Raw genomic sequence first — 26,647 nt, forward strand, 5'->3', positions numbered from 1 at the left:
GTTACTGCGGGTTCGTCCCCCCACGGGATCAGAACTCTTCCCAGTCACTGGACGGCGCCACCGCGACGGCGGCGGAGCCAGGCCGTGCGGAAGCTTGGATTCGGGCGCGCGGCGCGGCCATGGCAGGCTCGGGGCGCGGCGCGGCGGCTTGCGGGCGTTGGGCGACGTAGCTCGCGCCCGTCTGGAACCGCGAGACCTGCCGCGCCAGATCCTGGGCCTCGCCGCGCAGCTGGGCCGCCGACGTCGTGGCCTGTTCGACCATCGCGGCGTTCTGCTGGGTGACCTGGTCCATCTGGTTGACGGCGGAGTTGACCTCGTTCAGGCCCGTCGCCTGCTCCTGGGCGGACTCGGCGATCTCGCGGATGAGGGTGTCGATCTCGCCGACCTTGGCCACGATGGCGGTCAGCGCCTGGCCCGTGTCGCCGACAAGGCGAACTCCGCGCTCGACCTGGGCGGTGCTGCTGGCGATCAGTTGCTTGATCTCCTTGGCCGCTTCGGCGGAGCGTTGAGCCAGAGCGCGGACCTCCTGAGCGACGACCGCGAAGCCCCGGCCGGCGTCACCGGCGCGGGCGGCCTCGACGCCAGCGTTCAGGGCTAGAAGGTTGGTCTGAAACGCGATCTCGTCGATGACCCCGATGATCTGGGTGATCTGGCCCGAGGACTTCTCGATCTCGCCCATGGCGGAGACCGCCTCGCGGACGACCTCGCCGGAGCGGTCGGCCTCGCGGCTGGCCGAGGAAGCGGCGGCCGAGGCCTGCTTGGCGCCATCGGCGCTGCGCTTGACGGTCGCGGTGATCTCGTCGAGCGCGGCTGCGGTCTCTTCCAGGCTGGCGGCCTGTTGTTCGGTCCGCTTGGAGAGGTCGTTGGAAGCGCTGGCGATCTCGACCGCGCCGCTCTCCATGCCGCCGGCGGCCTCGGCGATCGCGCCCATGGCGTCCTTGAGGCTGTCGACGGCCGCGTTGAAGTCCGCCTTCAGCCGGTCGTGGCGTGCGTCGAAATGCGCGTCGATCCGAGCGGTCAGGTCGCCGTGCGCTAGCCGCTGAAGACTTTCGGCCAGGGCCGAGACGACCTCGTCCTGTTCCTTGCGGATCGCGTCTCGCTCCCGCTCGCTGGCCAGACGCTCGGACTCGATCTCTGTGATGTCTGCCGCGAACTTGATGATCTTGGTCAGTTTTCCCTGACGATCGAAGACCGGATTGTACGAGGCCTGGATCCACACCTCGCGGCCGCCTTGGCCCACCCGCCGGAACTTGCCGGCCAGAAATTCCCCAGCGTTCAGACGTCGCCAAAACTCGCGGTAGTCCTCACTTTTGGCGAAGCCTGGTTCGACGAACAGGCTATGCGAACGACCTTGGATATCGCTGCGGCTGTAGCCCATGGTGCGCAGGAAGCTGTCGTTTGCCGTGATGATCGACCCGTCGAGATTGAACTCAATCACAGCCTGGGAACGCTGAATGGCGGCGACAATGCCTTCAAGTTCGCAAATCCGATTGGCTTGGTCGCCCGTGTCGCGGCCAATAGAGAACAGAGCCATTCGAGGTCCCGGTGGGTTGCTTGGACTTTCAAGCATCACAACTGGTCGCGCATGGTTAACGAGCCGCTAATGCTCCCGTTTGGGGCGACCTATCGCGGAACACGGTTCTAGAATCGCCATCCAGAGTGGAAGTCTGACAGCGTCAGACAACCCTTGCGTCCATGAAGGCGGCGGCGCCGAATCGGTCAGGCGTCGATCGACGCTGATTCCTGGCCGCGTTCCTTGAAGCGAACCACACCCTTGGTCGCCTCACGATCGCTGCGCAGCAGATCCACCATGAACGGCGCGATGGTCTCCGGTGCGGGGACCGTCGCGGGGTTTTCGCCCGGGAAAGCGGCGGAGCGCATCTTGGTTCGCATGGCGCCAGGGTCGACGCAGAAGGCGCGAACAGTCGTGTTCTCCATCTCGTCGGCATAGACGTCGACGAGGGCCTCCAGCGCGGCCTTGGTCGCCGCATAGGCGCCCCAGAAGGCGGGACGGGTCTTGGCGACGCTGCTGGAGAAGAACACCGCGCGGCCGGCGTCCGACGCGCGCAGCAGCGGATCCATGCTGCGGATCAGGCGCCAGTTGGCCGTCAGGTTGGTGGACAGGATCATGTCCCAGCCCTTGGGCTCCAGGTGGCTGACCGGCGTCAGGGGGCCCAGCACGCCGGCGGCGCCGACCAGGATGTCGAGCTTGCCCCAGCGCTTGTGAATCGCCGCGCCAAGGTGATCCAGGCCATCGGCCTCACGCAGGTCCAGCGGCACGAGCGTGGCGCGCTCGCCCGTCGCCTGCAGGATCGCATCGTCCAGCGCTTCCAGAGCGCCTTGCGTCCGCCCCACAGCGATCACGTGCGCGCCGGCCTTGGCCAGGCCCAGGGCGACGGCTTCGCCGATGCCGCGCGTGGCGCCGGTGACAAGAGCGATGCGGCCGGCCAGCGGCTTGGAGGAGTCGGAAGTCATGGGCGCGTTCTAGAGCAGGGAAGCGGAAACGAAAACCGGCGGAAGCCCTTAAGCCTCTACGATTTCCGACGGCCGCTTGGCGTAGTGCTGGGCGATCACTGAGCAGGCCATCAGCTGGATCTGATGAAAGATCATCAGCGGCAGCACGATGACCCCCGCGGTCGGGCCCGGGAACAGGATGCCGGCCATCGGCACGCCGGTCGCCATACTCTTCTTGGAGCCGCAGAACATGATGGTGATCTCGTCTTCCTTCGAGAAGCCGAGCGCGCGCGCGCCATAGGTCGTGGCGGCCAGCACGATCGCCAGCAGCACGCAGCAGGCCAGCAGCAGCGCAATCATCTCCACGGCCGAGACCTTGGCCCAGATCCCGCCGACGACCGCCTCGCTGAAGGCGGCGTAGACCACCAACAGGATTGAGCCGCGATCGACATAGCCAACCAGCTGCTTGTGCTTCTCGACCCATTTGGCGACCAGCGGCCGGGCCAGCTGGCCGACAATGAAGGGCAGCAGAAGCTGGACGATGATGTCCTGGATCGACTCCCAGCCCCCGGCCGCGCCGCTCTGGGTATGCATCAGGACGCTGACCAGCACCGGCGTGATGAAGATACCGAACAGGTTGGAGGCCGAGGCCGCGCAGACGGCCGCAGCGACATTGCCGCGCGCGATCGAAGTGAAGGCGATCGACGACTGCACCGTCGAGGGAAGGCAGCAGAGGAACAGCATACCCGCCGCCAGGGTCGAGGACAGAACGCCCAGCTTGCTGGCCACAAGGCCTAGCACCGGGAACATCACGAAGGTGAAGGCCAGGATCGTCAGGTGCAGGCGCCAGTGCGTGACGCCCGCCACCACGGCCTCGCGCGACAGCTTGGCGCCATGCAGGAAGAACAGCAGGGCGATCGCCAGCTTGACGATGACCGACAGCCCTTCCGCCGCTGCGCCGCGGACAGGCAGAACCGAGGCCAGCACGACCATGCCGAACAGGGCGATGACGTAGGGCTCGATTTTCAGCTTATCGAGCAGGCTTTTGAAACCCATGGACAAAATCCTCGTCCCGCCCAGTCATGGCGGGACGAGGGATATGTCACGCGCTGACCAGCAGCGAAAGCTGCTTGTCGTTGGTTTCGTTGCGACCCTCGGCGATCTCGCGATCCGTCAGGCGGGTCGGATAGTCGCCAGTGAAGTAGTGATCGGTGAACTGCGGGGTCGCTGGATCGCGCTGACCGGCTTCCAGGGCGTCGTAGAGGCCGTCCACGGACAGGAAGCCCAGAGAGTCGACCTCGAGGAACTTGGCCATCTCCTCCAGCGACTTGTTGGCCGCCAGCAGTTGCTCGCGCTCGGGCATGTCGATGCCGTAGAAGTCGGGCCACTTGATCGGCGGGCTGGCCGAGCGGAGGTGAACCTCCTTGGCGCCGGCCTCACGGACCATGCGGACGATCTTCAGCGAGGTGGTGCCGCGCACGATCGAGTCGTCGATCAGCACCACGCGCTTGCCGGCCAGGACCGCGCGATTGGGGCTGTGCTTCATGCGCACGCCCAACTCGCGGACACCTTGCGTCGGCTGGATGAAGGTGCGGCCGACATAGTGGTTGCGGATGATGCCCATCTCGAACGGCAGGCCGCTCTGCTGGGCGTAGCCGAGGGCGGCCGGCACGCCGCTGTCGGGCACGGGCACCACGACATCGGCCTCGACGCCGGTTTCCTTGGCCAGGTTCATGCCCATGCGCTTGCGCACGCCATAGACTGAGCGACCGTTCACGACGCTGTCGGGACGGGCGAAATAGACATATTCGAACACGCAGGGACGCGCCGGAGCGGTCTGGAAGGGCTTGGTCGAGGTGATGCCGGTCTCTTCGATCACCACCATCTCGCCGTGCTCGATGTCGCGGACGAAGCGCGCGCCGATCATGTCGAGCGCGCAGGTTTCAGAGGCCAGGACGGGCTTGCCATCCAGGTCGCCCAGCACCAGCGGGCGGATGCCCAGTGGGTCGCGCACGCCGATCATCTTCTTGTTGGTGATCGCCACCAGGGCGTAGCCGCCTTCGATCTGGCTGATGGCGTCGACGAAGCGGTCGACGATCTTGGCCTTCCGCGAGCGGGCGATCAGGTGAAGGATCGCTTCGCTGTCTGAGGTCGACTGGAAGATCGCGCCTTCCTGCACCAGGCGCTCGCGCAGGGTCAGGAAGTTGGTCAGGTTGCCGTTGTGGGCGATCGCCACGCCGCCGGTTTCGAGATCGGCGAACATCGGCTGGACGTTGCGGATGAAGCTGCCGCCGGCCGTCGAATAGCGCGTGTGGCCGATGGCCATGTTGCCCGGCAGGCGCTGGACGAGGTCGGCGCCGGTGAAGGCGTCGCCGACATGGCCCATATGGCGTTCGGTGTGGAAGCGATTGCCGTCGAAGGCGGCGATGCCGCAGGCTTCCTGGCCGCGGTGCTGCAGGGCGTGCAGGCCCAGGGCTGCGATCGCGGCCGCGTCACGCACGCCGAATACGCCGAAAACGCCGCACTCCAGGCGAAGGGTGTCGTCCTCCGGATCGCGCCAGGGCGAGGAAGAGTAGCGGTCGGTCGACTGGCCCAGGAAGGTCATCGCGATTTCTCCACCAGGTCGTCGAGGTTCCGACGCTGGTTTTCATCATAGCCTTTTCCCGACGATTCCTCGCCGGACGTATTGTCGCCGCCGTCCTTGACGGCGTCCTTGATCGCCGGAGCGATCTTGCCGGCCAAGGCCTTGCCCTTGGGGGCGAAGACTTTCAGCACGGTGCCGCTGACTTCCGACAGCGGATAGAAAATCGAGTCTTCGACCCAGCGCGGCATGCGGTCTGGCGGCGTCGCCAGATGCAGCAAGAGGTTGAAGACGCCCAGGATCACCAAGGCCCGGATCAAACCGAAGCTGGCGCCGACCGCCTGGTCGAGAACGCCGGCCGAGGTGTCGTGCAGGCTGGCGGTGATGCGGCCGCCGATCAGGCGAACGATCAGGAAAACGATGACGAAGACGACCAGGATCGCCGTGGCGGTCGCCGCCCAATCGGGGTCCATCATCTCGCGGAACAGAGGGCCGGTGACGCGCAGGCCAAACAGGGCGATGGCGGCGGCGAAGATGAAGGACAGCGCTGAGGTCAGCTCGCGCGAGGCGCCGCGCACCCAGCCTGTGACGCCGGAGACCAGAAGCAGCAGGCCGGCGATGATGTCGAACGGCGTCACGTGAGGCTGGTCCAGATCTCGTCGCCGATCCGGCGGACGGCGTCTGTCAGGCGCGCTACGCCCGCCACAGGCAGGGCGCCGCCGCCCTCAGGCAGGCCGGCGAGCGGGCCGAGCGCGCGGCCAAACCCCAGTTTCGCGGCTTCCTTCAAACGGGTCTCCATCCGACTGACCGGGCGGACTTCGCCCGACAGGCTGAGTTCGCCGAACACGACGCAGTCCTGGGGCAGGGCGACGTCCAGGGCGGAGGAGGCCAGGGCCGCCGCCGCCGCGAGATCCGCCGCCGGTTCGGTAATGCGCAGGCCGCCGGCGACGTTCAGATAGACGTCCTTGTCGCCAAAACCAAGGCCGCATCGGGCCTCGAGTACGGCGAGCACCATGGCGAGGCGTCCAGAGTCCCAGCCGACGACGGCGCGGCGCGGCGTTCCATAGGCCGAAGGCGCGACCAGGGCCTGGAATTCCACGAGCACGGGGCGCGAGCCCTCGATGCCGGCGAACACCGCCGCGCCGGCGGCGCGCTCGCCGCCCTCGTTGAGAAACAGGGCCGAGGGGTTCTTGACCTCGCGCAGGCCCACATCGCCCATCTCGAACACGCCGATCTCGTCGGTCGCGCCGAAACGGTTCTTGGCGCCGCGCAGGATGCGGAACGGATAGCCGCGCTCGCCCTCGAACGAGAGCACGGCGTCCACGAGGTGCTCGACGACGCGCGGGCCGGCGATCTGGCCGTCCTTGGTGACGTGACCCACGAGCAGGATCGCCACGCCCTTCTTCTTGGCTAGGCGGACCAATTCGGTGGCGCAGGCGCGGACCTGGGTGACGGTGCCCGGTCCGGCCTCGTGGGCGTCGCTCCACATCGTCTGGATCGAGTCGATAACCACCAGGTCGAAGCTGTCGCGCTTGAGGCCATCGAGGATGTCGCGCAGGGCGGTCTCAGCCGCCAGGCTGACATTGGCCTTTGCGAGCCCCATGCGGTCGGCGCGACCCCGGATCTGCTCGACGGCCTCTTCGCCCGAGATATAGGCGCAGGACACGCCGCGCGCCGCGGCGCTGGCGCAGACCTGCAGCAGCAGGGTGGACTTGCCCACGCCCGGGTCGCCGCCGATCAGCAGGGCCGAGCCGGGCACGACGCCGCCGCCGCACACGCGGTCGAACTCGTCGACGCCGGTCAGGATGCGGGGAGGGGGCGCGGTCTCGCTTTCCAGGCCCGTGAACTGCAAGCCGCGCACACGGGTGGCCTTGGTCGTCGAAAGCGCGCCGGGCGGCCTTGCGCCGACTTCCTCGACCAGGGTGTTCCAGCTCTGGCAGGCGGGGCACTGGCCGGACCATTTGGTCTGGACCGCGCCACAGGACTGGCAGGCGTAAACGGCGCCGTCGCGGGCCATGAGGTCTCCTGATTCTCGGATACGGGGAGACTACAGGCTGGGGGCACGCTGCGCCAAAGACGGACGCACGGTTGCTAGCGTGCTGCGCCGACGTATCGGCGTGCGCCGCGCAGGGACAGTCTGGTCAGGCGCTCATAGGCCGATGTCCCGGCGGCCTCGGCGGCGTCGTCCACCGGCAGATTGGCGCCGAACAGCTCGACCATCGCGCCGGGACGGGCCGCGTCGCAGTCGGTGACGTCCACCGCGATCAGGTCCATCGACACGCGACCCAGCATCGGCCGCCGCGCGCCGTCGAACCAGACCTCGCCACGCGGGAAGGCGGCGCGCGGAACACCGTCGGCATAGCCGGCGGCGATGATGGCGACGCGGGTGTTGTCGCTGGCGGTCCAGCCGGCGCCGTAGCCGATGCTCTCACCGCGCGGCACCACGCGGACCTGCAGGATCGGCGCCTCGACGGTCGCGACCGCCCGGATCTCGGGGTGGGGGCGACCTTCCGGACCGCCGCCATAGAGGCTGACGCCAGGCCGGGCCTGGTCGAAACGATAGGCTTCGCCCAGGAACAGGCCGCCGGAATTGGCCAGGCTGCGCTGAACGCCCGGCAACAGGGCTGCGGCCTCCTGGAAGCGCGCCAGCTGGGTGGCGTTCAGCGGATGCTCGGGGGTGTCGGCGCAGGCCAGGTGACTGACGACCAGCTCCACATCCAAGCGCTTGAGCCGGTCGAAGGAGCCGACCAGCACCTTCAGCTCCTCGGGACGCAGGCCAAGGCGGTTCATGCCGGTGTCGATGTGCAGGGCCGCCCGCAGCCGTCCCGATCGCGCCTGCAGGTTCCAGGCCTCGACCTGCGGCAGGCTGTTGAGCACGGGGACCAGCTGCGCGCCTTCCAGCGCTTCGCCCGACCCCGGCGTGGCGCCGTCCAGCACATAGATCGTGGCCTCGCGGTCACCGAGTGACTGGCGCAGGGCCACGCCTTCAGCCAGTCGCGCGACGTAGAAGCTGCGCGCGCCTTCCGCCCACAGGCGATCGGCTACGGGCGCGGCGCCGAGGCCATAGGCGTCGGCCTTGACCGCCGGCGCCACCTCGGCGTCACCGGCGCGTGCGCGCAAGGCGGCGTAGTTATGCGCCAGGGCGTCGAGGTCGATGGTGATGCGGGTGTCTTGGGCGTCGGTCACGGCTTGGGCCTAGCCGACGCGGCGCGTGGGTTCAACGGCTTAACCCGGGTGCGCGAGCAGGAACTTGGCCACCAGGTTCTCCACGCCCGACGCGATGATCTGCACGCCGATGCACAGCAGCAGGAACGCCACCAGCCGCGACAGCACCCGCGCGCCCGACGGGCCCAGCAGGCGCATGACCTGACCCGAGGCGCTGTAGCAAAGCCAGACCAGCACCGCGACCAGGGCGGCCGCGAGGCCGGCGCCGATGAAGAACGGCGCCACCGCGTCGCCTTCGGTCGGGCGCTGCGAGGACAGTGCGATGGCCACCGAGATCGAGCCGGGACCGGTGGTGAAGGGCATGGTCAGCGGGAAGAAGGCCACGTCGTGGTGGCTCTGGGCCGACTCGGTCTGATTGGCCTTGCGGTCTTCGTTGTGCTCGGGGTCCATCAGAAGGCCCCAGGCGCGGATCGCCACGACGAGGCCGCCCGCGACCCGCAGCGCGCCGATGCTCACGCCGAAGAAGTTCAGGATATAGCCGCCCAGCAGCAGCGACCCCAAGAGGACCAGGAAGGCGTAGAAACCGATGGCGCGCGCCAGCTTCAGGCGTTCCGGGCGCGAGCGATTTCCCATGGCCTGGTCGAAGATCAGCGCCGCCCCGACCGGATTGACGATCGAGAACAGCGCCGGGAACGCCAGCAGGAAAGCGCCGATCAGGCTGGAGGTGGGCAGGGGGCTGAAGTCCATGTGACTCGTCCAGCGGGCGGCGGGCGGGACGGGGACGGTGCCGTACCGGCTCTGGCAAAGTCAAACCTCTCCCGACTGAGCGGGGGCGATGGTTTCGACAGCCGCATGTTCGGCGGGCCATTGATCGAAGGGCATGACAATCTGCTGCGCTGTGGCGTCGGCGATCAGCAAGCCATCGGACCGTCGAAAGTCGGCGCGGGTGGTGATCAGTTGGCGGGTCTGGGCCACGACGCGACCCTCGATCATGAGCGGATCGTTGCGCGACACCTTCAGGAAGTTGACCTGCAGGTTCACCGTCCGAAAGAGCCTGTCGTGCGGCACGATTGTCATCGTCGCGAACGCCAGGACCTGATCGGCCAGCGCCGCCAGATAGCCGCCGAACAAGGAGCCGTCCGCCGTGGCGAGATCCGGGTCGGGTCGCCAGGATTTGCGAACCCAGCCCTCTCCCCAGTCGTCGATGAGTCCCAGCTTCAAGGTGCGGATGATCGGGGGCGGGATCGCCGTTCCCGCCTTCAAGGAGTCCAGTCGCTCGGTCGCCCAGGTCATCGCATGGCCTTTCCGTTGTCGTCAGAGCCAGCATAGGTTGGGCGTGCGGCCTGGCTTACTCGACTTCACGCGAGGCGGGCCGGTGAGCGGAGGGCGTATGAAGCCTGTTGAAAAGGTTCGGAAATCGCCTCGTCAAAGCCGGTCTCAAGATTCCGTGTACTGCCTTCTGGAGGCGGCGGCTCGGATTCTGGAGACCGAGGGCGACGCCGGCTTCACGACCAACGCCGTGGCCCTGCGCGCGGGGGTGAGCATCGGCACGCTGTATCGCTACTTCCCGGACAAGCGGGCGATCCTTGTCGCCCTGGCGGAACGCGAGACCGAGACCCATCGCCGCGCGGTGATCGCGACGGCGACTGGGGAAAACCCCGTTGCGCGCGACCGGGCGCTGATCCGGGCCTTTGTCGGGGCCTTCGCGCGACGGGACAAGGCCCGCCGGATCGCGATGAAGGCCATGCTGGCCGAGGCCGATCACGCAGAACTCGCATCACGTTTCGCCGACGCGGAGGCGGGGATCACCGACGCGCAAGGACGGCCGCTGACGCGCGTCCAGGCGTTCGTTCTGGCGCGCGCGATCCACGGCGCGCTGCGGGCGGCGGTGCTGGAGGGCGCGGACTTTCTGCAGAGCCGCGAGTTCGAGGACGAACTCGTCCGCCTGGGTCGCAGCTACCTTGGTTTCGGGAGCGCCACGGCGCGATAGGCCGATCCTATTCGTCGGACGGGATGTTCCGCGCCTGGGCGAAGTAGTGGTCGCGCGCCAGGTTGCCAAAGCGGGTGGTGTCGCTGTTGAACGACAGACGCACGGTGCCGATGGGGCCGTGACGTTGCTTGGCGATGATCACCTCGGCCCAGGCCCTGAAGCCGGTCCATCTCTTCCTGCCAGGTCAGGTGCTCGGGCGTGCCTTCGCGCGGTTCGGCGCGGCCCACATAGTAGGCCTCGCGATACACGAACCAGACCATGTCGGCGTCCTGTTCGATCGAACCGGATTCGCGAAGGTCGGAGAGTTGCGGCCGCTTGTCGTCACGCTGTTCGACCTGACGCGACAGCTGCGACAGGGCGATGACCGGAACGCTGAGCTCCTTGGCCAGGGCCTTCAGGCCCATGGTGATCTGCGAGACTTCCTGCACGCGGTTGGCGTTGGCGCCGAGGTCGGAGCCGGTGACCAGCTGCAGGTAGTCGACCACGATGAGATCAAGGCCCACCTGACGCTTCAGGCGGCGGGCCCGGGCGGTCAGCTTGGCGATCGAGATACCACCGGTGGCGTCGATGTAGAGCGGCGCGTTCTGCAGCTCCATGGCCGCGTCGCGCACGCGTCCGAATTCGCTGGCGTCGATCTCGCCCTTACGCAGGCGGTCGCCCGACACGCCCGAGGCGTCGGCCAGCATACGCAGGGCCAGCTGCTCGGCGCTCATTTCCAGCGAGTAGAAGGCCACCACACCGCCCTGGACGGTCTTCTTCGTGCCGTCGGGCTGGATCTCGTAGGCGTACTTCTTGGCGATATTGAAGGCGATGTTCGTCGCCAGCGCTGTCTTACCCATCGACGGGCGGCCGGCCAGGATGATCAAGTCGGACGGGTGCAGACCGCCGATCTTCTGGTCGAGGTCCATCAGGTCGGTCGACACGCCCGACATGCCGCCGTCGCGGCTGTAGGCTTCGGCCGTCATCTCGACCGCGCCGCGCAGGGCGTCGCCGAAGGACACGAAGCCCGAGGACGCCGCGCCGCTTTCGGCCAGACTGTAGAGGCTTTGTTCGGCGGCCTCGATCTGGTCGCGGGCGGTGCGCTTCTCGTCGTTGCCGCCTTGCGCCGCCGTGGCGATGTCGCCGCCGATGCGGATCAGTTCGCGACGCAGCGACAGGTCGAAGATCACGCGGGCGTAGTCGCCGACATTGGCCGCCGGCGGCGCACGATCGACGAGGTCGGCCAGATAGCGCAGGCCGCCCAGCTCCTCGAACGCGGGATCCTTCTTGAACTCATCGGCCAGCAGAATCGGTTCGGCCAGCTGGCCCTTGCGGACGTGGGTCTCGATCGCCTGGAACAGGCGCTGGTGGAAGGGCTCGTAGAAGCAGCGGGCCTGCAGATTGTCGCTCAGGCGCTCATAGGCGGCGTTGTCATACAGCAGGACGCCCAGCAGCGCTTGTTCGGCTTCCATGTTGTGCGGCGCCACGTTGATCGTGGGCTCGGGAAGACCGGGGAGAACGAGGTCGAGCGCAGGGACGAGAGACATCGGCACAGGTTAACGCGACGCGCTTTGCGACGCGCGGGCCAGTTGCCCGGCGTCCCAAGATGAACGGGGATGTTCTGTGTATGTTTTGACCGGCGCCAAGCGCAAGGCGCGACGGTTGGCGGGGCGTCCGTTTCTGACGTTGGAGCTAAAAGGACGGGCGCGGAGATCGCTCTCCGCGCCCGCCTCTAGGCTCGGTCGGAAGACCCCAGATGGCCTACCAGCTCACGCTGATCCGGCCGTAGAAGAAGCGGCCGTTGAAGCCGAACGGCGAGAAGCCGGTGAAGGCTGTCGCATTCGTCGTGTTGACGTTGGCCGGCGTGCGGTTCGGGTACTCGTCGAACAGGTTGTTGGCGCCGATCGCCAGGTTAAGCCGCTCGTTGATGGCGTAGCGGCCTTCCAGATCGACGACGGCCTTTGCGCCCGTGCGCACGTCGAACGCGCCGGTCGGGTCGTTGTTGGGCGACAGGACCGAGCCGTAGAAGGTGGTCTTCAGCGTCGCGCCCCAGGCTTCGCGGCCCCAGTCGCCGGCCAGGGTGATCTTCCGCTTGGGCGTGCCTTCCTCGAAGGTCAGCACGTTGGCGCGGTTGAACAGGCTGGGCGGAACCGGCAGCGACGAGAGGGTGTTGGTCGTGGGAAGCTTGGTGACGTCGGTCTTGTTGAAGTTGGCCGCCGCCGTCAGGTCGAACCGGCCGGCCTGGTCGTCATCGATCCGGTAGCGCGCCACCACGTCGACGCCCTTGGTCTCGGTGTCGACGCCGTTGAGGAAGAAGCGCGCCGCCGTCACGTTGAACGGCGCCAGCAGGTTGTAGATCGCCACGGCGGTGGCCGAGCCGGTGGCCGAGCCCTGGATGTTCTCCGAGAGCACGATCCGGTTGTCGATCTTGATCTGGTAGGCGTCGACGGTCAGTTCGAACGGACCGCGGTGGAAGACGACGCCGGCCGACAGGTTGTCGGACTTCTCGGCTTCAAGCGGCTTGGCGCCCAGCACCTTGGCCACGGCGCTGGTGGCGGGGAAGGTGCCGACTTCCACGGGCGTGGAGACGCCGTTGATGATGATGAAGTTGGTCGAAGTGGTGGTGAAGAACTGCTGCTGCAGCGCCGGCGCACGGAAGCCCGTCGAGACCGCGCCGCGAATGGCGAAGCCGTCGGTCAGTTCGTAGCGCGCGGCCAGCTTGCCGGTCGTCGTCGATCCGAAGTCCGAATAGTCCTCGTAGCGGACAGCGGCCGAGGCGGTGAAGCGCTCGGTCAGGCGCGATTCCAGGTCGAGATAGAGACCGATATTGTCGCGGTCCCGCGACAGTACGTTCGACGGCTGGAAGCCTGGGAAGCCCTGCGCGCCTGCCGCGGCCGTGGTGATCGGGCCGCGGTTATACGAGGTCGGCTCGCCGGCGCGGATCGAATAGCCTTCCCAGCGGGCTTCAGCGCCGAAGGCGACGTTCAGCGGCTCATAGGCGCCGATGTCCACGCCGCGCGACACGTCCAGGCCGACCACGGTCTGGTCGTAGGTCATGCCGCCGGACTTGAAGCTCGTCTGGCTGGCCGCGCCATAGGAGGCGTTGGCCGAGCTTTCGGTGCGGTAGTCGATCTTGTTCTTGCCGTAGACGACGTTGAGATCGACCTTGAAGCCCGCCAGATCGCCCTTCACGCCGAAGGCGGCCGTGGAGTCCTCGATATCGGTCGCGATGATCGGCAGGTAGCCGTTCGGATAGATCGTGGCGACCGGCGTCTGGCGCGCGTCGCCGACAATGCGCGGGAACGCGGCGCTGCCGCCTTCGCGCGTCTGGTAACCGGCCCAGCCATAGGCTTCCCAGCCCGAACCGACCGGCAGGCCGGCGTTCAGATAGACGGTCTTGTCCTTCACCTCGGCGTCGCCGTAGCGCGAGGTCACCCTGGCCGGCGTGACGCGAACATCGATGTCGCCGCGGCTGGTGGGATTGCGGTCGCGGTACTCGGCCGAAACGGTCAAGAAGCCGTCGGCGCCCAGCGGCAGGCCCTGCCAGGCCTGGACGGTGACGGTTTCACCATCGCGCTCGCGGCGGCCGTCGGTGTTGCGTGCGGTTTCAACCAGGGTGTTGTAACCGCCGTAGGTGATCGTCGCGCCGCCACCCGAGCGGGCTTCGCGAAGGCGGAGGTTGATGACGCCGGCGATGGCGTCCGAGCCGTACTGCGCCGAGGCGCCGTCGCGCAGGACTTCGACGCGGTCGAGCGCGATGGTCGGGATGGCGTTCAGGTCGACAGCGGCCGAGCCACGTCCGATCGAACCGTTCACATTGACCAGGGCCGAGGAATGACGCCGGGCGCCGTTGACCAGCACCAAGGTCTGGTCGGGGGCGAGGCCGCGCAGGGTGGCCGGCCGGATGTGGTCGGTGCCGTCGGTGATGGCCGGGCGCGGGAAGTTGATCGAGGGCGCCAGCGTCGACAGCGACTGCGCAAGCTCGGTGGTGCCGGTGCGGGTCAGCGCCTTTTCGCTGACCACGTCGACGGGGGCCACGGTGTCCAGTCGCGATCGACCCGCCGTGCGGGTGCCGGTGATGACGAGCTCGTCGACGGACGTCTGATCGGTGTCCGTGGCGCTCTGGGCGTTGGCCATGGTCGCGACGCTGGCCAGCGAGGCTGCAGCGAGTAGGAAGGTCTTGTAGCGCATCGATTACCCCTCTCGTGATCGGTGCGCTCCGCGCATCGCGGCGCGCCCCGGGCGGGGTCTAGTCGCCCCGCATCGAGAACATGGGTCGTTCATAATTTAGACACAAGGCGCCCAGCATCGAAGCATTCTCATATCGGGCGCAGAAAAAAACGGCGCGGATCGCTCCGCGCCGTCTTTCGTAACAAAGCTCCGATCCCGGACGGGATTAGGCTTCGTAGTGGTCGCCTTCGAACGAGCCGGCGCCGCCTTCCGCCATGTCTTGGGCGGCTTCGGCTTCGGCCGCGCGATCTTCCTCGAACTGCGAGTTGATCACGTTCTCGCCGCGCGCTTGGCGCTCGGCTTCGTCTTGGCTGCGCGCGATGTTCAGGGTGACCGTGATGGTCACTTCGGCGTGCAGCTTCACCTTCACTTCGTGAACGCCGAGCGTCTTGATCGGCTTGTCCAGCACGACCATCGAACGATCGACCTTGCCGCCTTCGGCCTTGATGGCGTCGGCGACGTCACGGCCCGCGACCGAACCGTACAGCTGGCCGCTTTCGCCAGCTTGACGGATCAGGACGTATTGCGTGCCGTCCAGGGCTTCGCCGTTCTTGGCGGCCGATTCACGGTTCTTCACGTTGCGGGCTTCGATCTCAGCGCGCTGAGCTTCGAAGGTGGCCAGGTTCGCCTTGGTGGCGCGCAGGGCCTTGCCGCGGGGCAGCAGGTAGTTCCGGGCGAAGCCGTCCTTGACGGTGACTTCGTCGCCGAGGACGCCGGTGCCTTCAACGCGTTCGAGCAGAATGACTTTCATCGTGGCGTCTCCCTTACTTCACGACGTAGGGGAGCAGAGCCAGGAAGCGGGCGCGCTTGATGGCCTTGGCCAGTTCGCGTTGCTTCTTGGCCGACACCGCGGTGATGCGCGACGGAACGATCTTGCCGCGTTCGGAAACGTAACGCTGCAGCAGCTTCACGTCCTTGTAGTCGATCTTCGGCGCGTTGGCGCCCGAGAACGGGCAAACCTTGCGGCGACGGAAGAACGGGCGGCGAGCGCCGCCGGCGGCGGCGGCCGGAGCGCCGGCTTCAGGAGCAGTCGTATCGGTCATGATCTATCTCTCCCTTACGCCTGAGCCTGAGCGCCGAAGTCTTCGCGCGGACGTTCCGGGCGGTCGCCGCGATCGCGACGGGCCAGGACCGGCGAGAGTTCGAGGTCCAGCTCTTCCACGCGGATGGTCATGAAGCGCAGCACATCTTCGTTGATGAGCAGCTGACGCTCCATTTCCTTCACGGCCGGCGCCGGGGCGTCGATCGCGAGCAGGGAATAGTGGCCCTTGCGGTTCTTCTTGATGCGGTAGGTGAGGTTACGCAGGCCCCAGTACTCGATCTTGGCGATGTGACCGCCATTCTCTTCGATGAGGGCTTTGAGTTGCTCGTTCAGAGCTTCGGCCTGTTGCGGCGAGATGTCCTGCCGCGCGATGACCACGTGTTCGTAGAACGCCATGTTTTTCCTTCTTCCGTTGTGGAAGGCGGCGCGGACGACGACGGAAGTCCGTCGACCACGATGGATCCTGCAAGCCGAGCGGAGCGAACCCCGGTCCCGGATGGGTGCGTGCAAGACCGCCTTCCGTGAGAACGCGCGCTCCTACAGGATATGGGGAACAAACGCAAGCCGAGGCGGGGTTTGCCGTCAAAACGGGCGTTCACGCGAACTGTCTTACAAATGGCCCGCAAGGCTTCCAAGCCCAAGGCCAAGTATGCTAGCTGGCGTGCATGGGGATCGGTGCTCGTCTTTGGATCGTGCTCGCGGCGGTTTCGGCCGCCGGGGTCGCGCACGCCGAGATCATCCAGAAGCCGGCCATGTCGGTCTCGGCCAAGGATGGCCGCTTCGCTGGTTACTACGCGGCCTTGCCTCTGGACCTCTCCACCGACAAGGAAAAGGTCGCGCTGACAGTCAAGTCGTCGGGCATGCCGGAAAACCCGACCTACGATTTCGACCTGAACCTGACCCAGAAGCCCGACGACGAACGGGTGGGGCAACGTTCGCTGGCCCTGGGCGCCTCTTGGAACGAAAGCGAGGCCCGGCTCCGCTCGTCGATGTCGAAGCTGTTCGGCTTTGGCCTGTTGCCACGCGCGAACTACATTCGGGTGTCGATGGATATGGACGCCAGCCAGCCGGTGGCCGCTCCGGGCGTGGCCCCGGTGGCACGAGCGAACATCCGCTCGTCCCTGACGCTGGACGGCAAGCCGGTGGGCTCGATCGCCTTTGGTGGGGGCACGATGGGCGACGAAGGCGTTGATCTCAGCCTGACCCGTCCGTTCGACCTGCCGGCCGAGTTTACGGTCAGCCTGCGTGGCGTCAGCAACGAGCGGGAGACCTGGCGGCTCCAGGACGCCCGCGCCATGGTCAAGCTGGTGAAGGCGAGCTGGTAGACGCCAGCGCCTTGCCCTTGTGGGCCGTCACGGCCGCAAAGCGCTGCAGATACTCCGGGTGCTCGGTGCCCATCAGCTTGTCCCACCAGGTGAAGTAGAGGCCGTAGTTCCATCCCGCCTGGGCATGGTGCAGGTCATGATGGGTGACCGTCGTCAGCCAGGGGATCAGCGGCCGGCCGTCCTTGCGGGCGGGAAACAGCTCGTAGCCGGAATGGCCCAGCGTGTTGCGGACGATCTGGTGCAGCATGAAGAGTCCCACCACCGGCCATTGGGTGGGGATCAGGATCATCCACAGCGGTACGAACAGGGCGTTGATGGCGGCCTCGCCCAGGTCGAAGCTGTAGGCGGTGAAAGGCGAGGGGTTGTTCGACCGGTGATGACGACGGTGGAAGGTGCGGAACAGGCGCCGGTCGTGGATCATCCGGTGGGTCCAGTAGAACCAGGCGTCATGGGCGATGATCATCAGGAGCAGGCTGGCCCAGAACCATACCAGACCCCAGCCCTTGGCGATCAATGGCCCTGGCAGCCAGCCGGCGCGGAACAGGCCGAAGGTGATCAGCCCGAAGGTCGAGAACACCATCACCGAGCGGATCGAGATCGCGAACTCGGTCAGCAGTTGCCGCCCAGCAGGTCGGGTGACGCGGATCTTGCGGCCCGCCATGGGCTTGGCGAGCAGCACCCAGAGGACGAACCAGACGCCGATCGAGAACACAGCATAACGGGTCACGTCGATCTGCATGCCGATCAGCCAGTTGCGGGCGAAGGGGATCAGGTGGTCAAGCATCGGGCGCTCCGGCAATGGGTGGGACGTCGCCAGGGAAGCCTGGGGATCTTGAGCCGTCGCGCCGATGTTGAAATCAGGCCCGCTTGTCGCTTTTCGACGCGCCTTCCCCGGTTTCGACCAGCCGCAGAGGCGCATAGACGGGTGTCGCTTCCAGGCGCCAGGCGGTGGGGGTCACGCCCGTCGCGGCGCGGAAGGCCCGGTTGAACGGACCCAGGGACGCAAAGCCCAGCTCATAGGCGATGGTCGACACCGACTTGAGCGCCTGTTCGGGATCGGCCAGCGCGACCTTGGCCGCGGCGATCCGCCGGCCGTTGACGTAGTCGGCGAAGTTGCGGTGCCCCAGCGTGCCGTTGATCAGCTTGCGCAGCCGGTGTTCGGGCGCGCCGACCAGGGCGGCCAGGGTTCCGATCGACAGGTCCTCGCCGCGCCAGACCTCATTCTCGTTCATCGCCTTGTCGAGGCGCGCCAGGACCAGACGGTCGGCGGGGGTGAGGTCGAGGGCTTCGGCGGCTTTCGGGGAGGGGGCTTCGCCGGCCGTCGGCAAGGCCTGGACCAGCACCGGTTCGGCGCGCAGCAGCGCCAGAGCCGAGCCGACTCCGAGCGCGGCCAGCCCGAGCGCCTGGGCCAGGCTGGGCAGCACGGAGCCTCGACCGAAGCCGAGGTCACAGAGCGTTTGCACAAACATGTAGCCCGTGGCCGCTGCGGCGATCGGCGCGCGAAGGTGGCGGCGACGCTCGACGAGGTCGATCCTCCAGCCCCGCCAGGCCATCAGCAGGATATGACAATGCAATGCGACCGAGATGGCGGCGAAGCTCCACCAGACGACCGCCCGCACCGGCGAAGGCGGCAGGAACGCGCCAGCCGCCCACTGAACGATCACGAACGCCGGCACGACGAAGCGCCAAGTCGGGATCTTCGGCTCGTCCTCGAACAGGACCGAACAGAACAGCCAGAAAACGGCGGCGGTCCAGGCCGACAGCGCCCAGGTCAGAATGCTGAAATGGCGCCCCTCGGCGTAGAAGAAGTGGCTGTCGATGACGTGGGAGATCGCGCAGGCCATCAGCAGGACGCCCAGCCATCGAACCGGGGTCATTTTCCGGCTGGCGGCCAGCGACACGCCGGTGGCCGCGAACGCTCCGACGGCGAGGCCGCGAACGGCGAGTTCGATTTGCACGAGATCGGTCATGACCGATCATGACCGCCAGCGCGCGCGAGCTTCAACCCGCGCGGCTGGTCGGAATCCAAAAACGCTCGTTACTTCTTGGCGGCCTTGTAGGCCTTCACCGCGCCCATGGTCTGGGTCACGTGGCCCATGAAGTTGCCGTCGGTGTGGCTGAGCAGGATCTTGCCGTTGGGCGCGATCACATAAGAGGTGCGGTTCGACCAGTCGGGCTTCACCGCCAGGGCCACGTCATAGGCCGCGATCAGCGCCTTGTCTGCGGCGGCGACCGCGAACTTGTCGCGGCAGTGCTCCTTGGAAAAGTCTTTCAGGCGGTCGACATTGCCGGCCGTGACGCCGATCACCGTGGCGCCCAGCTTTTCGAACTCCGGAGTCGCCTCGGCGAACTCGCGCGCCTCGGCGGTGCAGCCGGCGGTGTAGGCGGCCGGGAAGAAGTAAAGCACCACCGGGCCCTTCTTCAGCGCCTTGGCCAGGTGGAAGTCGAAATCCTTGCCGGCCAGAGCGCCCTTGGCGCTGAAGTCGGGGGCCTTGTCGCCGGCCTTCAGGGCGGCCAGGGCGGGGGAGGCGACGGCGAAGGCCAGGGCGGCTGCGGCGACGCCGGCGAGAACGGATTTCATGGCGCGACTCCAAAATGCGTGGGCGCCTCTTTTACGGACGCACCGGCACTTTGGACGTGGCCGCGGTGATTGCAAGCCTTGCTCGCCACGCCGCGTCGCACTTGCCCGCCCGCCGGCTTTACCCTAACCCTCCCGGCCTTGAATCTCTTTAGAAACGGAGCGGGCTTCGATGAGCATCGCCTTCATTTTCCCGGGTCAGGGCAGCCAGTCGGTCGGCATGGGCTCCGATCTCGCCGAGGCCTTCGCCGCCGCGCGCGAAGTGTTCCAGGAAGTCGATGACGCCCTGGGCCAGAAGCTTTTCGCGCTGATGAAGGAAGGCCCGGAAGGCGACCTGACTCTGACCGAGAACGCACAGCCGGCCCTGATGGCCGTCAGCCTGGCGGTGACGCGCACGCTGGAGAAGGAATTCGGCGTCGGCATCGACAAGGCCGCCTTCGTCGCCGGCCACTCGCTGGGTGAGTACTCGGCCCTGGCCGCCGCCGGCGCCATCAGCCTGTCGGACACTGCGCGCCTCTTGAAGCTGCGTGGCCAGGCCATGCAGCGCGCCGTGCCGGTAGGCGAGGGCGCTATGGCCTCGCTGATCGGTCCCAAGACCGACCTGGCCCTGGCCGAAGCCGCCGCCGCCGCGGGCTCGGACGTCGGCGTCTGCGTCGTGGCCAACGACAACAACAACGGCAATGTCGTGATCTCGGGCGCCAAGGCCGCCGTCGACAAGGCCATCGAGAAGGCCAAGGAGCTGGGCGCGCGGGCCATTCCGCTGAACGTCTCGGCGCCCTTCCACTGCCCGCTGATGCAGCCGGCCGCCGACGAGATGGCGACCGCCCTGGCTGCGGCGACGATCGTGGCGCCGCGCGCGCCGCTGGTGGCCAATGTCACCGCCGCGCCGATCCATGATCCCGACATGATCCGCAAGCTGCTGGTCGAGCAGGTCACCGGTCGCGTCCGTTGGCGCGAAAGCATGACCTGGATGGCGACCGAAGGCGGCGTCACGCGCTTTGCCGAGGCCGGCGCCGGCAAGGTGCTGTCGGGCATGGCCAAGCGCATCGCCCCCGACGCCGAAGCCGTTCCCCTCAACACGCCGGCGGACCTCGAAGCGTTCGCCAAGTCGCTCTAAGCCCAAGGAAGTCCGAGCATGTTTGATCTCAACGGCAAGACCGCGCTCGTCACCGGCGCCACGGGCGGCATCGGCGGCGCCATCGCCCGCGCCCTGCACGCCCAGGGCGCGCATGTCGTGCTCTCGGGCACGCGGGAATCGGCCCTGGCTGAGCTGAAGGCGGAACTGGGCGAGCGCGCCTCGACCGTCGTCGCCAACCTGTCCGACGCCGAACAGGTCGATGGCCTGGTGGCCAAGGCCGAGGAAGCCGCTGGCGCGCCGCTGGACATCGTGATCGCCAACGCCGGCGTCACCCGCGACGGCCTGATCGTCCGCATGAAGGACGAGGACTGGGACACCGTGATCAAGGTGAACCTGGAAGGCTATTTCCGCCTGTCGCGCGCTGCGGCCAAAGGCATGATGAAGCGCCGCGCCGGCCGGATCATCGGCATCACCTCGGTGGTCGGGGTCACCGGCAATCCGGGCCAGACCAACTACGCCGCCTCCAAGGCCGGCATGATCGGCTTCTCCAAGGCCCTGGCCCAGGAACTGGCCAGCCGGGGCGTGACCGTCAACTGCGTGGCGCCCGGCTTCATCGCCAGCCCGATGACTGACGCGCTGAACGAGCAGCAGAAGGCCGGCATCCTTTCGACGATTCCCGCCGGCAAGCTGGGCGAGGGGGCGGATATCGCCGCCGCCTGTGTCTATTTGGCCAGCGACCAAGCCGGTTACGTCACAGGTCAGACCTTGCACGTCAACGGCGGCATGGCGATGATCTAAGGACTTTGAGTTCCAGCCGCTTTGGCGAGGCTTTGAGAGGGTATCGTCATGGTGGCTGGATTGTCCTGGTTGGGACGACTGGGCGTATCCCAGGCGACCGATCTGGCGGAGAGCGCCGCGCGCGAAGCCGCCGCTCGGGCCGAGGCGAACGCCCTGAGGGCTCGCCTCGACAAGCTGGAGGCGCAGGTCGCCCTCACCGAGCGCTACTTCACCGAAGCGTTCTGGAGCGCGCTGGATGTGGCCTATGAGCCGATCCTGGCGCAGCGCCCCCTGACCTGCATCGTCTGCGGGCATACGGACGGCCGCAATGGCTTCGAGATTCGCGAGGACCGCTGCTATTTCGGCGGCGGCCGCCTCGAACGCTATGTCTGCCCGGGCTGCGACTGCGTTTTCGGCCCGCAGAAGTACCTGGATCTCGCTGAGGCCTTCGTCGGCAAGGACTATCAGGTCCTCTATTCTCGTTATGCCGAGGGCGACACCACGGCGAACGAACTGCGCGCCTTTCGGTCGCTAAAGGCCGAACCGGGCGGCCGGTATCTGGACTGGGGTGCGGGCGGGGGCTGGAATCGCACCCTGGAGACACTCAAGGGCGAAGGGTGGGACATTGTCGCCCATGAGCCGAACGCCGCCGGCGCCATCGCCGAGAGCGGAGCCCAGGTCTGGGATGGGGCATCCGGCGGGTTCGACGGGATTTTCTCAAACAACGTCATCGAGCATTTTCGGGACCCCGTCGCGCAGTTCGAGGCCTTCCATGCGTTGTTGAAGCCGGGCGGCAAGATGGCGCACGCGTCGCCTTGCTATGACTACTGCTTTGCCTTCACCCGATTTCATTCCGTTTTTCTGCTCGGCAGATCGTCGAATATTTTGGCGGAACGCACCGGTTTCAGGGTTGTCGACAGCGAGCGAGATGGTGAATACATCAACCACGTGTTTCAACGAGTCTGATCGTCTCAACCGTTGAAGCCGCCCGCCGCCAGAGCGGTTCGCGGGAGACCGGCGCCGCTGGTCACCCGAAAAAGAACGTGATAGGCGGTGGCCCGACGAGCCGTGGTGATCTCTCTGGGAGGGGGACTGCGGCTTCTGAATTTGATCAAGAGGGACTGAACAGAATGTCCGACATTCTCGAGCGCGTGCGTAAGATCGTCATCGAGCACCTGGATGCCGATCCCGAGAAGGTCACCGAGAAGGCTTCCTTCATCGACGACCTGGGCGCCGACAGCCTCGACAACGTTGAGCTGGTGATGGCGTTCGAAGAAGAGTTCGACATCGAAATCCCGGACGACGCCGCCGAGCACATCCAAACGGTCGGCGACGCCGTGAAGTTCATCACGGAAAAGACCGCCTAAGGTCTTCGGGTTCGCATTGTTCGCGAACCGGAGTATTTCCGCCGCGCCGCACGGGCTCTTGCCATCGTGCGCGCGGCGGTTTTCGTTTGAGGCCAAGATTCGCGGTGGCGCGGAGTGGGGGTCTTTCCCACATCCGGCGTCCCGCATCGAAGGTTGGGAGTGAGCCATGCGTAGAGTCGTCGTCACGGGTATCGGCCTGCTGACCCCGCTCGGCCAGGGTGTCGACATCACCTGGAAGAACATCCTCGCCGGCAAGTCCGGCGCGAACCGCATCAGCGCGTTCGACCCCACCGACTATTCGTGCCAGGTCGCCTGCGAGGTGCCGCGCGTCGATGGTCGTGGCGGCGGCGGCCCGGACGTCGAAGGCGCGTTCGACCCTGACCAGACCATGAGCCCGCGCGATCAGAAGCGCGTCGATGACTTCATCCTGTACGGCGTCGCCGCCGCCGATGAGGCCATCAAGGATTCGGGCTGGGTTCCGGAAACCGACGAGGACAAGTGGCGCACGGGCGTCATCCTCGGCTCGGGCATCGGCGGTCTGTCGACCATCGCCGACACGGCGCTGGAGCTTGAGGCCAAGGGCCCGCGCCGCGTCAGCCCGTTCTTTATTTCCTCGGCCCTGATCAACCTCATCTCGGGCCAGGTCTCGATCAAGTACGGCTTCAAGGGTCCGAACCACGCGGTCGTGACGGCCTGCGCCACGGGCGCCCATGCGATCGGCGACGCCGCGCGCCTGATCAAGTATGGCGACGCCGACGTGATGATCGCCGGCGGCGCCGAAGCGGCCGTCTGCAAGGTCGGCATCGCCGGTTTCCAGGCCTGCCGCGCGGTGGCCACCGCGTTCAACGACACGCCCGAAAAGGCCTCGCGTCCCTATGACAAGGACCGCGACGGCTTCGTGATGGGCGAGGGCGCCGGGGTGCTGGTGCTGGAAGAGTACGAACACGCCAAGGCCCGCGGCGCCAAGATCTATGCCGAAGTCGCAGGCTATGGCCTGTCGGGCGACGCCTACCACATCACCGCCCCGTCGGAAGACGGCGAGGGCGGCGCGCGCGCCCTGGCCGCAGCCGTTCGTGACGCGGGCCTGCAGCCTTCGGATATCGACTATGTGAACGCCCACGGCACCTCGACCATGGCCGACGGCATCGAGGCCAAGGCTGTGGAGAAGTTCCTGGGCAACCACGCGGCCAATGTTGTCATGTCCTCGACCAAGTCGATGACGGGCCACCTCCTGGGCGCGGCCGGCGCGATCGAGGCGGCGTTCTCGATCCTGGCCATCCGTGACCAGATCGCCCCGCCGACCATCAATCTCGACAATCCCGATGTCGAGGTCGCGATGAATCTCGCCCCGCACAAGGCCGTGCCGATGAAGATCGATGTGGCTGTGTCCAACAGCTTCGGCTTCGGCGGCACCAACGCCTCTGTCGTGTTCAAGAAGGTCTCGTGAGCAAGACGTCGCCCCCTCGCGCCCGCGCTCCCAAGGGGGCGGGCTCCCGCCGTGAGACGGCCACCGCCGGCCGTCGCATGATGAGGGCCCTGCTCGGGGCCGCCGCCACGCTGGTCGTGGTCGGCATGGTCGCCCTGTTGGGCGCGGCCTGGGTCTATAACGGTCCGGGCCCTGCGGCCAAGGGTGGCGACAAGACTACCGTTGTCCTGCGCAAGGGCGCCAGCCTGCCCGAAATCGCCTCCAGCCTGGAGCGCGGCGGCGTGATCCGCTCAGCGTCGATCTTCATGACCGCCGCCAAGGTCACCGGCGCGGCGCGGACGCTGAAGGCCGGCGAGTACGAGTTCAACAGTCGCGCTTCGATGGCCCAGGTGCTGGACGCGGTTCGCCGCGGCCGGATTGTCCGTCACTGGATCACCATCCCCGAGGGCCTGACCTCGGACATGGTCATGGACATCCTCAACAAGTCTGCGGTGCTGACGGGGAGCGCCGCCACGCCGCCTGAAGGCGCGATCCTGCCTGAGACCTACGAAGTGCAACGCGGCGAGGATCGCGCGGCCGTCCTGCAGCGCATGATGGACGATCGCGATGCGGTGCTGAACGCCCTGTGGGCCGATCGTGCGTCGAGCCTGCCCTTTTCGACCAAGGAAGAGGCCGTCATTCTGGCCTCGATCGTGGAAAAGGAGACGGGCCTGGCTGAGGAGCGGCCGCGCGTCGCCGCCGTGTTCGTCAACCGCCTGCGGACCGGTATGCGCCTGGGCTCCGACCCGACCATCATCTACGGCATCTCGCGGGGACGCCCGCTGGGGCGCGGCATCTTCCTGTCGGAACTGCGCCGCCTGACGCCCTACAACACCTATCTGATCGACGGCCTGCCGCCGACGCCGATCGCCAATCCCGGCCGCGCGGCCCTGGCGGCGGTGATGAACCCGCCCAAGAGCGAAGATCTGTACTTCGTGGCCGACGGCACCGGCGGGCACGTGTTCGCCCGGACGCTGGAAGAGCACAACGCCAATGTCGCCAAGTGGCGTCAGATCGAGCGTGAACGCGCCGGCAAGGCGCCGGCCAAGCCGGCCGCTGCGCCGCTGGCCGGGGGCTGAGGCATGCCACTGTCGGGTATGACAGGGTTCGCGCGTGTGGAAGGCGCGCACGGCGCCTGGTCGTGGGCGGTAGAGGCCCGCAGCGTCAATGGCCGCAACCTTGAGACCCGCTTTCGCGGCCCGCCGGGCTTCGAAGGCCTGGAGCGCGCCGCGCGTGACGGGGCGCAAGCGCGGTTCCAGCGCGGCCAGCTGACCGTCAACGTCCAGGCCAAGCGGGCGGAGGTCTCTGGCGAGACCCGGGTGAATGTCCAGGTCCTTGAGCGCTACCTGACCGCGGGCGGTCCGTACGTGGCCACCGGCATGATCGCCAAGCCGAGTCTGGATGGTCTGCTGGCGCTCAAGGGCGTGATCGAGGCCCGCGAGGATGAAGACGACGCCGAGACGCGCGCGGCGGTCGAGGCCGCCATGGCCGCTACAATCGCTCAGGCCCTGGACGGCCTGAAGACGGCGCGCCTGGAAGAGGGGGCGGCGCTGGATCCGATCCTGAGCGGCCTGGTCGCCCGGATCGAGCAACTGACCGCCCAGGCCGAGGCTGAAGCCGCCGGCCAGCCAGCGGTGATTAAGGAGCGCTTCGCCCGACGCATGACCGAACTGGTCGGCGAGGCCGCCAGCGAGGATCGCATCGTTCAGGAAGCCGCCGCCCAGGCGGTGAAGGCCGATGTGCGCGAGGAACTGGACCGCCTGGCCAGCCACGTGGTGGCCGCGCGCGGTCTGCTGTCGGGCGAGGGCGCTTCGGGTCGGCGGCTCGACTTCCTCTCCCAGGAATTCATGCGCGAATCCAACACCCTCTGCTCGAAATCGGCCCTGACCAGCCTGACCGCGATCGGTCTGGAGCTGAAGGCCGTCATCGAACAGTTCCGCGAGCAGGTTCAGAACGTTGAATAAATCCCATTATCCCCATCGTGGTCTGCTGCTGATGGTCGTCGCCCCGTCGGGTGTCGGCAAGACGTCGCTGACCCGCCGCCTCGTCTCCGATCATGGCGACCTGCATCTGTCGATCAGCGCGACCACGCGCGATCCGCGTCCTGGCGAGCACGATGGCAGGGACTATCACTTCGTCTCGCGCGACAAGTTCCAGGGCATGCTGGCCGAGGACGCGTTCCTGGAATGGGCCGAGGTCTACGGAAACTTCTACGGCAGCCCCAAGGCGCCGATCATGGATGCGCTGAGCCGCGGCGAAAGCGTGCTGTTCGACATCGACTTTCAAGGCGCGATGAAGGTGCACAAGCAGGCCGGCGCTGACAGCGTGCTGGTCTATATCCTGCCGCCGTCGCTGGCCGAGATGAGCCGTCGTCTGCACACCCGCAGCCAGGATAGCGAAGAGGTCATCCACCGCCGTCTGTCGCGGGCCAAGGACGAGGTCGCGGCCTGGGAGCAGTTCGACTACGTCATCCTCAATGACGATTTCGACCGGGCCTATGCTGATCTGGCCCACATCTACCACGCCGAACGGCTGAAGCGGGCGCGCAACCCGTGGATCGGCGATCTGGTCAGTAATCTTCTGAAGGAAGAGATCTAGGGCGGGCGACGAGCCTGC

26 protein-coding genes and 1 pseudogene are annotated in these 26,647 nt (G+C 67.0%); 10 read left to right on the forward strand and 17 right to left on the reverse strand.

Annotated features, from left to right (window positions below; genetic code table 11):
- Positions 1 to 28: 28 nt before the first annotated feature.
- From OVA11_RS11520 to OVA11_RS11560, 9 genes are all read right to left on the reverse strand, one after another.
- Positions 29 to 1,534, reverse strand: coding sequence for a methyl-accepting chemotaxis protein (locus tag OVA11_RS11520; RefSeq protein ID WP_268067527.1), 1,506 nt, complete (start codon positions 1,532 to 1,534; stop codon positions 29 to 31).
- Positions 1,535 to 1,719: 185 nt separating this feature from the next.
- Complete coding sequence (locus OVA11_RS11525) at positions 1,720 to 2,475, reverse strand: SDR family NAD(P)-dependent oxidoreductase (protein WP_268067529.1); 756 nt, start codon at positions 2,473 to 2,475, stop codon at positions 1,720 to 1,722.
- A gap of 48 nt (positions 2,476 to 2,523) precedes the next feature.
- A complete protein-coding gene (locus OVA11_RS11530) occupies positions 2,524 to 3,510 on the reverse strand; it encodes a bile acid:sodium symporter family protein (RefSeq protein ID WP_268067531.1) in 987 nt (328 codons plus the stop codon).
- 46 nt (positions 3,511 to 3,556) lie between these two features.
- A complete protein-coding gene (gene purF / locus OVA11_RS11535; RefSeq protein WP_268067532.1) occupies positions 3,557 to 5,059 on the reverse strand; it encodes an amidophosphoribosyltransferase in 1,503 nt (500 codons plus the stop codon).
- Entirely contained in the window at positions 5,056 to 5,673 is a 618-nt protein-coding gene (locus OVA11_RS11540; RefSeq protein WP_268067534.1) for a CvpA family protein, read from the reverse strand. The genes purF and OVA11_RS11540 overlap by 4 nt, the downstream gene beginning before the upstream one ends.
- Complete coding sequence (gene radA, locus OVA11_RS11545; protein ID WP_268067535.1) at positions 5,670 to 7,052, reverse strand: DNA repair protein RadA; 1,383 nt, start codon at positions 7,050 to 7,052, stop codon at positions 5,670 to 5,672. The genes OVA11_RS11540 and radA overlap by 4 nt, the downstream gene beginning before the upstream one ends.
- A gap of 74 nt (positions 7,053 to 7,126) precedes the next feature.
- Positions 7,127 to 8,221 (reverse strand): alanine racemase, encoded by a 1,095-nt coding sequence (gene alr / locus OVA11_RS11550; protein ID WP_268067537.1) that lies wholly within the window; start codon positions 8,219 to 8,221, stop codon positions 7,127 to 7,129.
- Between the two features lie 39 nt (positions 8,222 to 8,260).
- Positions 8,261 to 8,947 carry a MarC family protein gene (locus OVA11_RS11555; RefSeq protein ID WP_268067538.1) on the reverse strand — a complete coding sequence of 229 codons (687 nt, stop codon included), beginning with the start codon at positions 8,945 to 8,947 and terminating at the stop codon, positions 8,261 to 8,263.
- 60 nt (positions 8,948 to 9,007) lie between these two features.
- On the reverse strand, positions 9,008 to 9,493 hold the full coding sequence (locus tag OVA11_RS11560) for a PaaI family thioesterase (protein WP_268067540.1): 486 nt from the start codon (positions 9,491 to 9,493) through the stop codon (positions 9,008 to 9,010).
- 97 nt (positions 9,494 to 9,590) lie between these two features.
- Here OVA11_RS11560 and OVA11_RS11565 point away from each other — a divergent pair, with 97 nt between their 5' ends.
- Positions 9,591 to 10,190: a TetR/AcrR family transcriptional regulator gene (locus OVA11_RS11565; RefSeq protein ID WP_268067542.1), complete on the forward strand. Its 600-nt coding sequence runs from the start codon at positions 9,591 to 9,593 to the stop codon at positions 10,188 to 10,190.
- 7 nt (positions 10,191 to 10,197) lie between these two features.
- Here OVA11_RS11565 and OVA11_RS11570 read toward each other — a convergent pair.
- The 5 genes and pseudogenes from OVA11_RS11570 to rpsF form a co-directional block, all read right to left on the reverse strand.
- Positions 10,198 to 11,722 (reverse strand): annotated as a pseudogene (locus OVA11_RS11570) (replicative DNA helicase).
- Positions 11,723 to 11,930: 208 nt separating this feature from the next.
- Entirely contained in the window at positions 11,931 to 14,360 is a 2,430-nt protein-coding gene (locus tag OVA11_RS11575) for a TonB-dependent receptor plug domain-containing protein (RefSeq protein ID WP_268067543.1), read from the reverse strand.
- A 205-nt stretch (positions 14,361 to 14,565) separates the two neighbouring features.
- The gene (gene rplI, locus OVA11_RS11580; RefSeq protein ID WP_268067545.1) at positions 14,566 to 15,150 is read right to left on the reverse strand and encodes a 50S ribosomal protein L9; all 585 of its coding nucleotides are present in this window, start codon (positions 15,148 to 15,150) and stop codon (positions 14,566 to 14,568) included.
- Between the two features lie 13 nt (positions 15,151 to 15,163).
- Positions 15,164 to 15,442: a 30S ribosomal protein S18 gene (gene rpsR / locus OVA11_RS11585; protein WP_004615089.1), complete on the reverse strand. Its 279-nt coding sequence runs from the start codon at positions 15,440 to 15,442 to the stop codon at positions 15,164 to 15,166.
- 14 nt (positions 15,443 to 15,456) lie between these two features.
- Positions 15,457 to 15,837: a 30S ribosomal protein S6 gene (rpsF, locus tag OVA11_RS11590; protein WP_010919541.1), complete on the reverse strand. Its 381-nt coding sequence runs from the start codon at positions 15,835 to 15,837 to the stop codon at positions 15,457 to 15,459.
- A 269-nt stretch (positions 15,838 to 16,106) separates the two neighbouring features.
- On the opposite strand from rpsF, the gene OVA11_RS11595 reads away from it, so the two are divergent.
- Entirely contained in the window at positions 16,107 to 16,766 is a 660-nt protein-coding gene (locus OVA11_RS11595) for a hypothetical protein (protein ID WP_268067548.1), read from the forward strand.
- Here the strand turns inward: OVA11_RS11595 and OVA11_RS11600 are convergent.
- From OVA11_RS11600 to OVA11_RS11610, 3 genes are all read right to left on the reverse strand, one after another.
- On the reverse strand, positions 16,741 to 17,550 hold the full coding sequence (locus OVA11_RS11600) for a sterol desaturase family protein (protein WP_268067549.1): 810 nt from the start codon (positions 17,548 to 17,550) through the stop codon (positions 16,741 to 16,743). The two genes, OVA11_RS11595 and OVA11_RS11600, sit on opposite strands and share 26 nt — an antisense overlap.
- A 73-nt stretch (positions 17,551 to 17,623) precedes the next feature.
- Complete coding sequence (locus tag OVA11_RS11605) at positions 17,624 to 18,736, reverse strand: helix-turn-helix domain-containing protein (RefSeq protein ID WP_268067550.1); 1,113 nt, start codon at positions 18,734 to 18,736, stop codon at positions 17,624 to 17,626.
- Positions 18,737 to 18,804: 68 nt separating this feature from the next.
- Entirely contained in the window at positions 18,805 to 19,347 is a 543-nt protein-coding gene (locus tag OVA11_RS11610) for a peroxiredoxin (protein WP_268067551.1), read from the reverse strand.
- 169 nt (positions 19,348 to 19,516) lie between these two features.
- Here OVA11_RS11610 and fabD point away from each other — a divergent pair, with 169 nt between their 5' ends.
- The 8 genes from fabD to gmk all read left to right on the forward strand — a co-directional run bounded on the left by fabD (position 19,517) and on the right by gmk (position 26,629).
- The gene (fabD, locus tag OVA11_RS11615; RefSeq protein WP_268067552.1) at positions 19,517 to 20,461 is read left to right on the forward strand and encodes an ACP S-malonyltransferase; all 945 of its coding nucleotides are present in this window, start codon (positions 19,517 to 19,519) and stop codon (positions 20,459 to 20,461) included.
- A gap of 18 nt (positions 20,462 to 20,479) precedes the next feature.
- Positions 20,480 to 21,220 (forward strand): 3-oxoacyl-[acyl-carrier-protein] reductase, encoded by a 741-nt coding sequence (fabG, locus tag OVA11_RS11620; protein WP_268067553.1) that lies wholly within the window; start codon positions 20,480 to 20,482, stop codon positions 21,218 to 21,220.
- Positions 21,221 to 21,268: 48 nt separating this feature from the next.
- On the forward strand, positions 21,269 to 22,165 hold the full coding sequence (locus OVA11_RS11625) for a class I SAM-dependent methyltransferase (protein ID WP_268067554.1): 897 nt from the start codon (positions 21,269 to 21,271) through the stop codon (positions 22,163 to 22,165).
- Between the two features lie 164 nt (positions 22,166 to 22,329).
- A complete protein-coding gene (locus OVA11_RS11630) occupies positions 22,330 to 22,566 on the forward strand; it encodes an acyl carrier protein (RefSeq protein WP_004615098.1) in 237 nt (78 codons plus the stop codon).
- A gap of 166 nt (positions 22,567 to 22,732) precedes the next feature.
- Positions 22,733 to 24,013: a beta-ketoacyl-ACP synthase II gene (gene fabF, locus OVA11_RS11635; protein ID WP_268067555.1), complete on the forward strand. Its 1,281-nt coding sequence runs from the start codon at positions 22,733 to 22,735 to the stop codon at positions 24,011 to 24,013.
- The gene (gene mltG / locus OVA11_RS11640; RefSeq protein WP_268067556.1) at positions 24,010 to 25,110 is read left to right on the forward strand and encodes an endolytic transglycosylase MltG; all 1,101 of its coding nucleotides are present in this window, start codon (positions 24,010 to 24,012) and stop codon (positions 25,108 to 25,110) included. Before fabF ends, mltG begins: the two co-directional genes overlap by 4 nt.
- A 3-nt stretch (positions 25,111 to 25,113) precedes the next feature.
- Positions 25,114 to 25,995, forward strand: a complete 882-nt coding sequence (locus OVA11_RS11645; RefSeq protein WP_268067557.1) for a YicC/YloC family endoribonuclease — start codon at positions 25,114 to 25,116, stop codon at positions 25,993 to 25,995.
- Positions 25,988 to 26,629, forward strand: a complete 642-nt coding sequence (gene gmk / locus OVA11_RS11650) for a guanylate kinase (RefSeq protein ID WP_268067558.1) — start codon at positions 25,988 to 25,990, stop codon at positions 26,627 to 26,629. The genes OVA11_RS11645 and gmk overlap by 8 nt, the downstream gene beginning before the upstream one ends.
- The last annotated feature ends 18 nt before the right edge of the window (positions 26,630 to 26,647 follow it).

Source organism: Caulobacter sp. SL161 (assembly GCF_026672375.1).
Classification (GTDB): domain Bacteria; phylum Pseudomonadota; class Alphaproteobacteria; order Caulobacterales; family Caulobacteraceae; genus Caulobacter.

Bases quoted from the DNA above. Each gene is read 5' to 3' on its own strand.
- OVA11_RS11645 (WP_268067557.1), top strand. From the start codon at position 25,114: ATGCCACTGTCGGGTATGACAGGGTTCGCGCGTGTGGAAGGCGCGCAC.
- fabD (WP_268067552.1), top strand. From the start codon at position 19,517: ATGAGCATCGCCTTCATTTTCCCGGGTCAGGGCAGCCAGTCGGTCGGC.
- OVA11_RS11595 (WP_268067548.1), top strand. From the start codon at position 16,107: ATGGGGATCGGTGCTCGTCTTTGGATCGTGCTCGCGGCGGTTTCGGCC.
- OVA11_RS11625 (WP_268067554.1), top strand. From the start codon at position 21,269: ATGGTGGCTGGATTGTCCTGGTTGGGACGACTGGGCGTATCCCAGGCG.
- rplI (WP_268067545.1), bottom strand. From the start codon at position 15,150: ATGAAAGTCATTCTGCTCGAACGCGTTGAAGGCACCGGCGTCCTCGGC.
- OVA11_RS11610 (WP_268067551.1), bottom strand. From the start codon at position 19,347: ATGAAATCCGTTCTCGCCGGCGTCGCCGCAGCCGCCCTGGCCTTCGCC.
- OVA11_RS11575 (WP_268067543.1), bottom strand. From the start codon at position 14,360: ATGCGCTACAAGACCTTCCTACTCGCTGCAGCCTCGCTGGCCAGCGTC.
- OVA11_RS11520 (WP_268067527.1), bottom strand. From the start codon at position 1,534: ATGGCTCTGTTCTCTATTGGCCGCGACACGGGCGACCAAGCCAATCGG.
- OVA11_RS11600 (WP_268067549.1), bottom strand. From the start codon at position 17,550: ATGCTTGACCACCTGATCCCCTTCGCCCGCAACTGGCTGATCGGCATG.
- OVA11_RS11565 (WP_268067542.1), top strand. From the start codon at position 9,591: ATGAAGCCTGTTGAAAAGGTTCGGAAATCGCCTCGTCAAAGCCGGTCT.
- rpsF (WP_010919541.1), bottom strand. From the start codon at position 15,837: ATGGCGTTCTACGAACACGTGGTCATCGCGCGGCAGGACATCTCGCCG.
- rpsR (WP_004615089.1), bottom strand. From the start codon at position 15,442: ATGACCGATACGACTGCTCCTGAAGCCGGCGCTCCGGCCGCCGCCGCC.
- OVA11_RS11555 (WP_268067538.1), bottom strand. From the start codon at position 8,947: ATGGACTTCAGCCCCCTGCCCACCTCCAGCCTGATCGGCGCTTTCCTG.
- OVA11_RS11530 (WP_268067531.1), bottom strand. From the start codon at position 3,510: ATGGGTTTCAAAAGCCTGCTCGATAAGCTGAAAATCGAGCCCTACGTC.
- purF (WP_268067532.1), bottom strand. From the start codon at position 5,059: ATGACCTTCCTGGGCCAGTCGACCGACCGCTACTCTTCCTCGCCCTGG.
- radA (WP_268067535.1), bottom strand. From the start codon at position 7,052: ATGGCCCGCGACGGCGCCGTTTACGCCTGCCAGTCCTGTGGCGCGGTC.
- fabF (WP_268067555.1), top strand. From the start codon at position 22,733: ATGCGTAGAGTCGTCGTCACGGGTATCGGCCTGCTGACCCCGCTCGGC.
- OVA11_RS11630 (WP_004615098.1), top strand. From the start codon at position 22,330: ATGTCCGACATTCTCGAGCGCGTGCGTAAGATCGTCATCGAGCACCTG.
- OVA11_RS11560 (WP_268067540.1), bottom strand. From the start codon at position 9,493: ATGACCTGGGCGACCGAGCGACTGGACTCCTTGAAGGCGGGAACGGCG.
- OVA11_RS11605 (WP_268067550.1), bottom strand. From the start codon at position 18,736: ATGACCGATCTCGTGCAAATCGAACTCGCCGTTCGCGGCCTCGCCGTC.
- fabG (WP_268067553.1), top strand. From the start codon at position 20,480: ATGTTTGATCTCAACGGCAAGACCGCGCTCGTCACCGGCGCCACGGGC.
- OVA11_RS11525 (WP_268067529.1), bottom strand. From the start codon at position 2,475: ATGACTTCCGACTCCTCCAAGCCGCTGGCCGGCCGCATCGCTCTTGTC.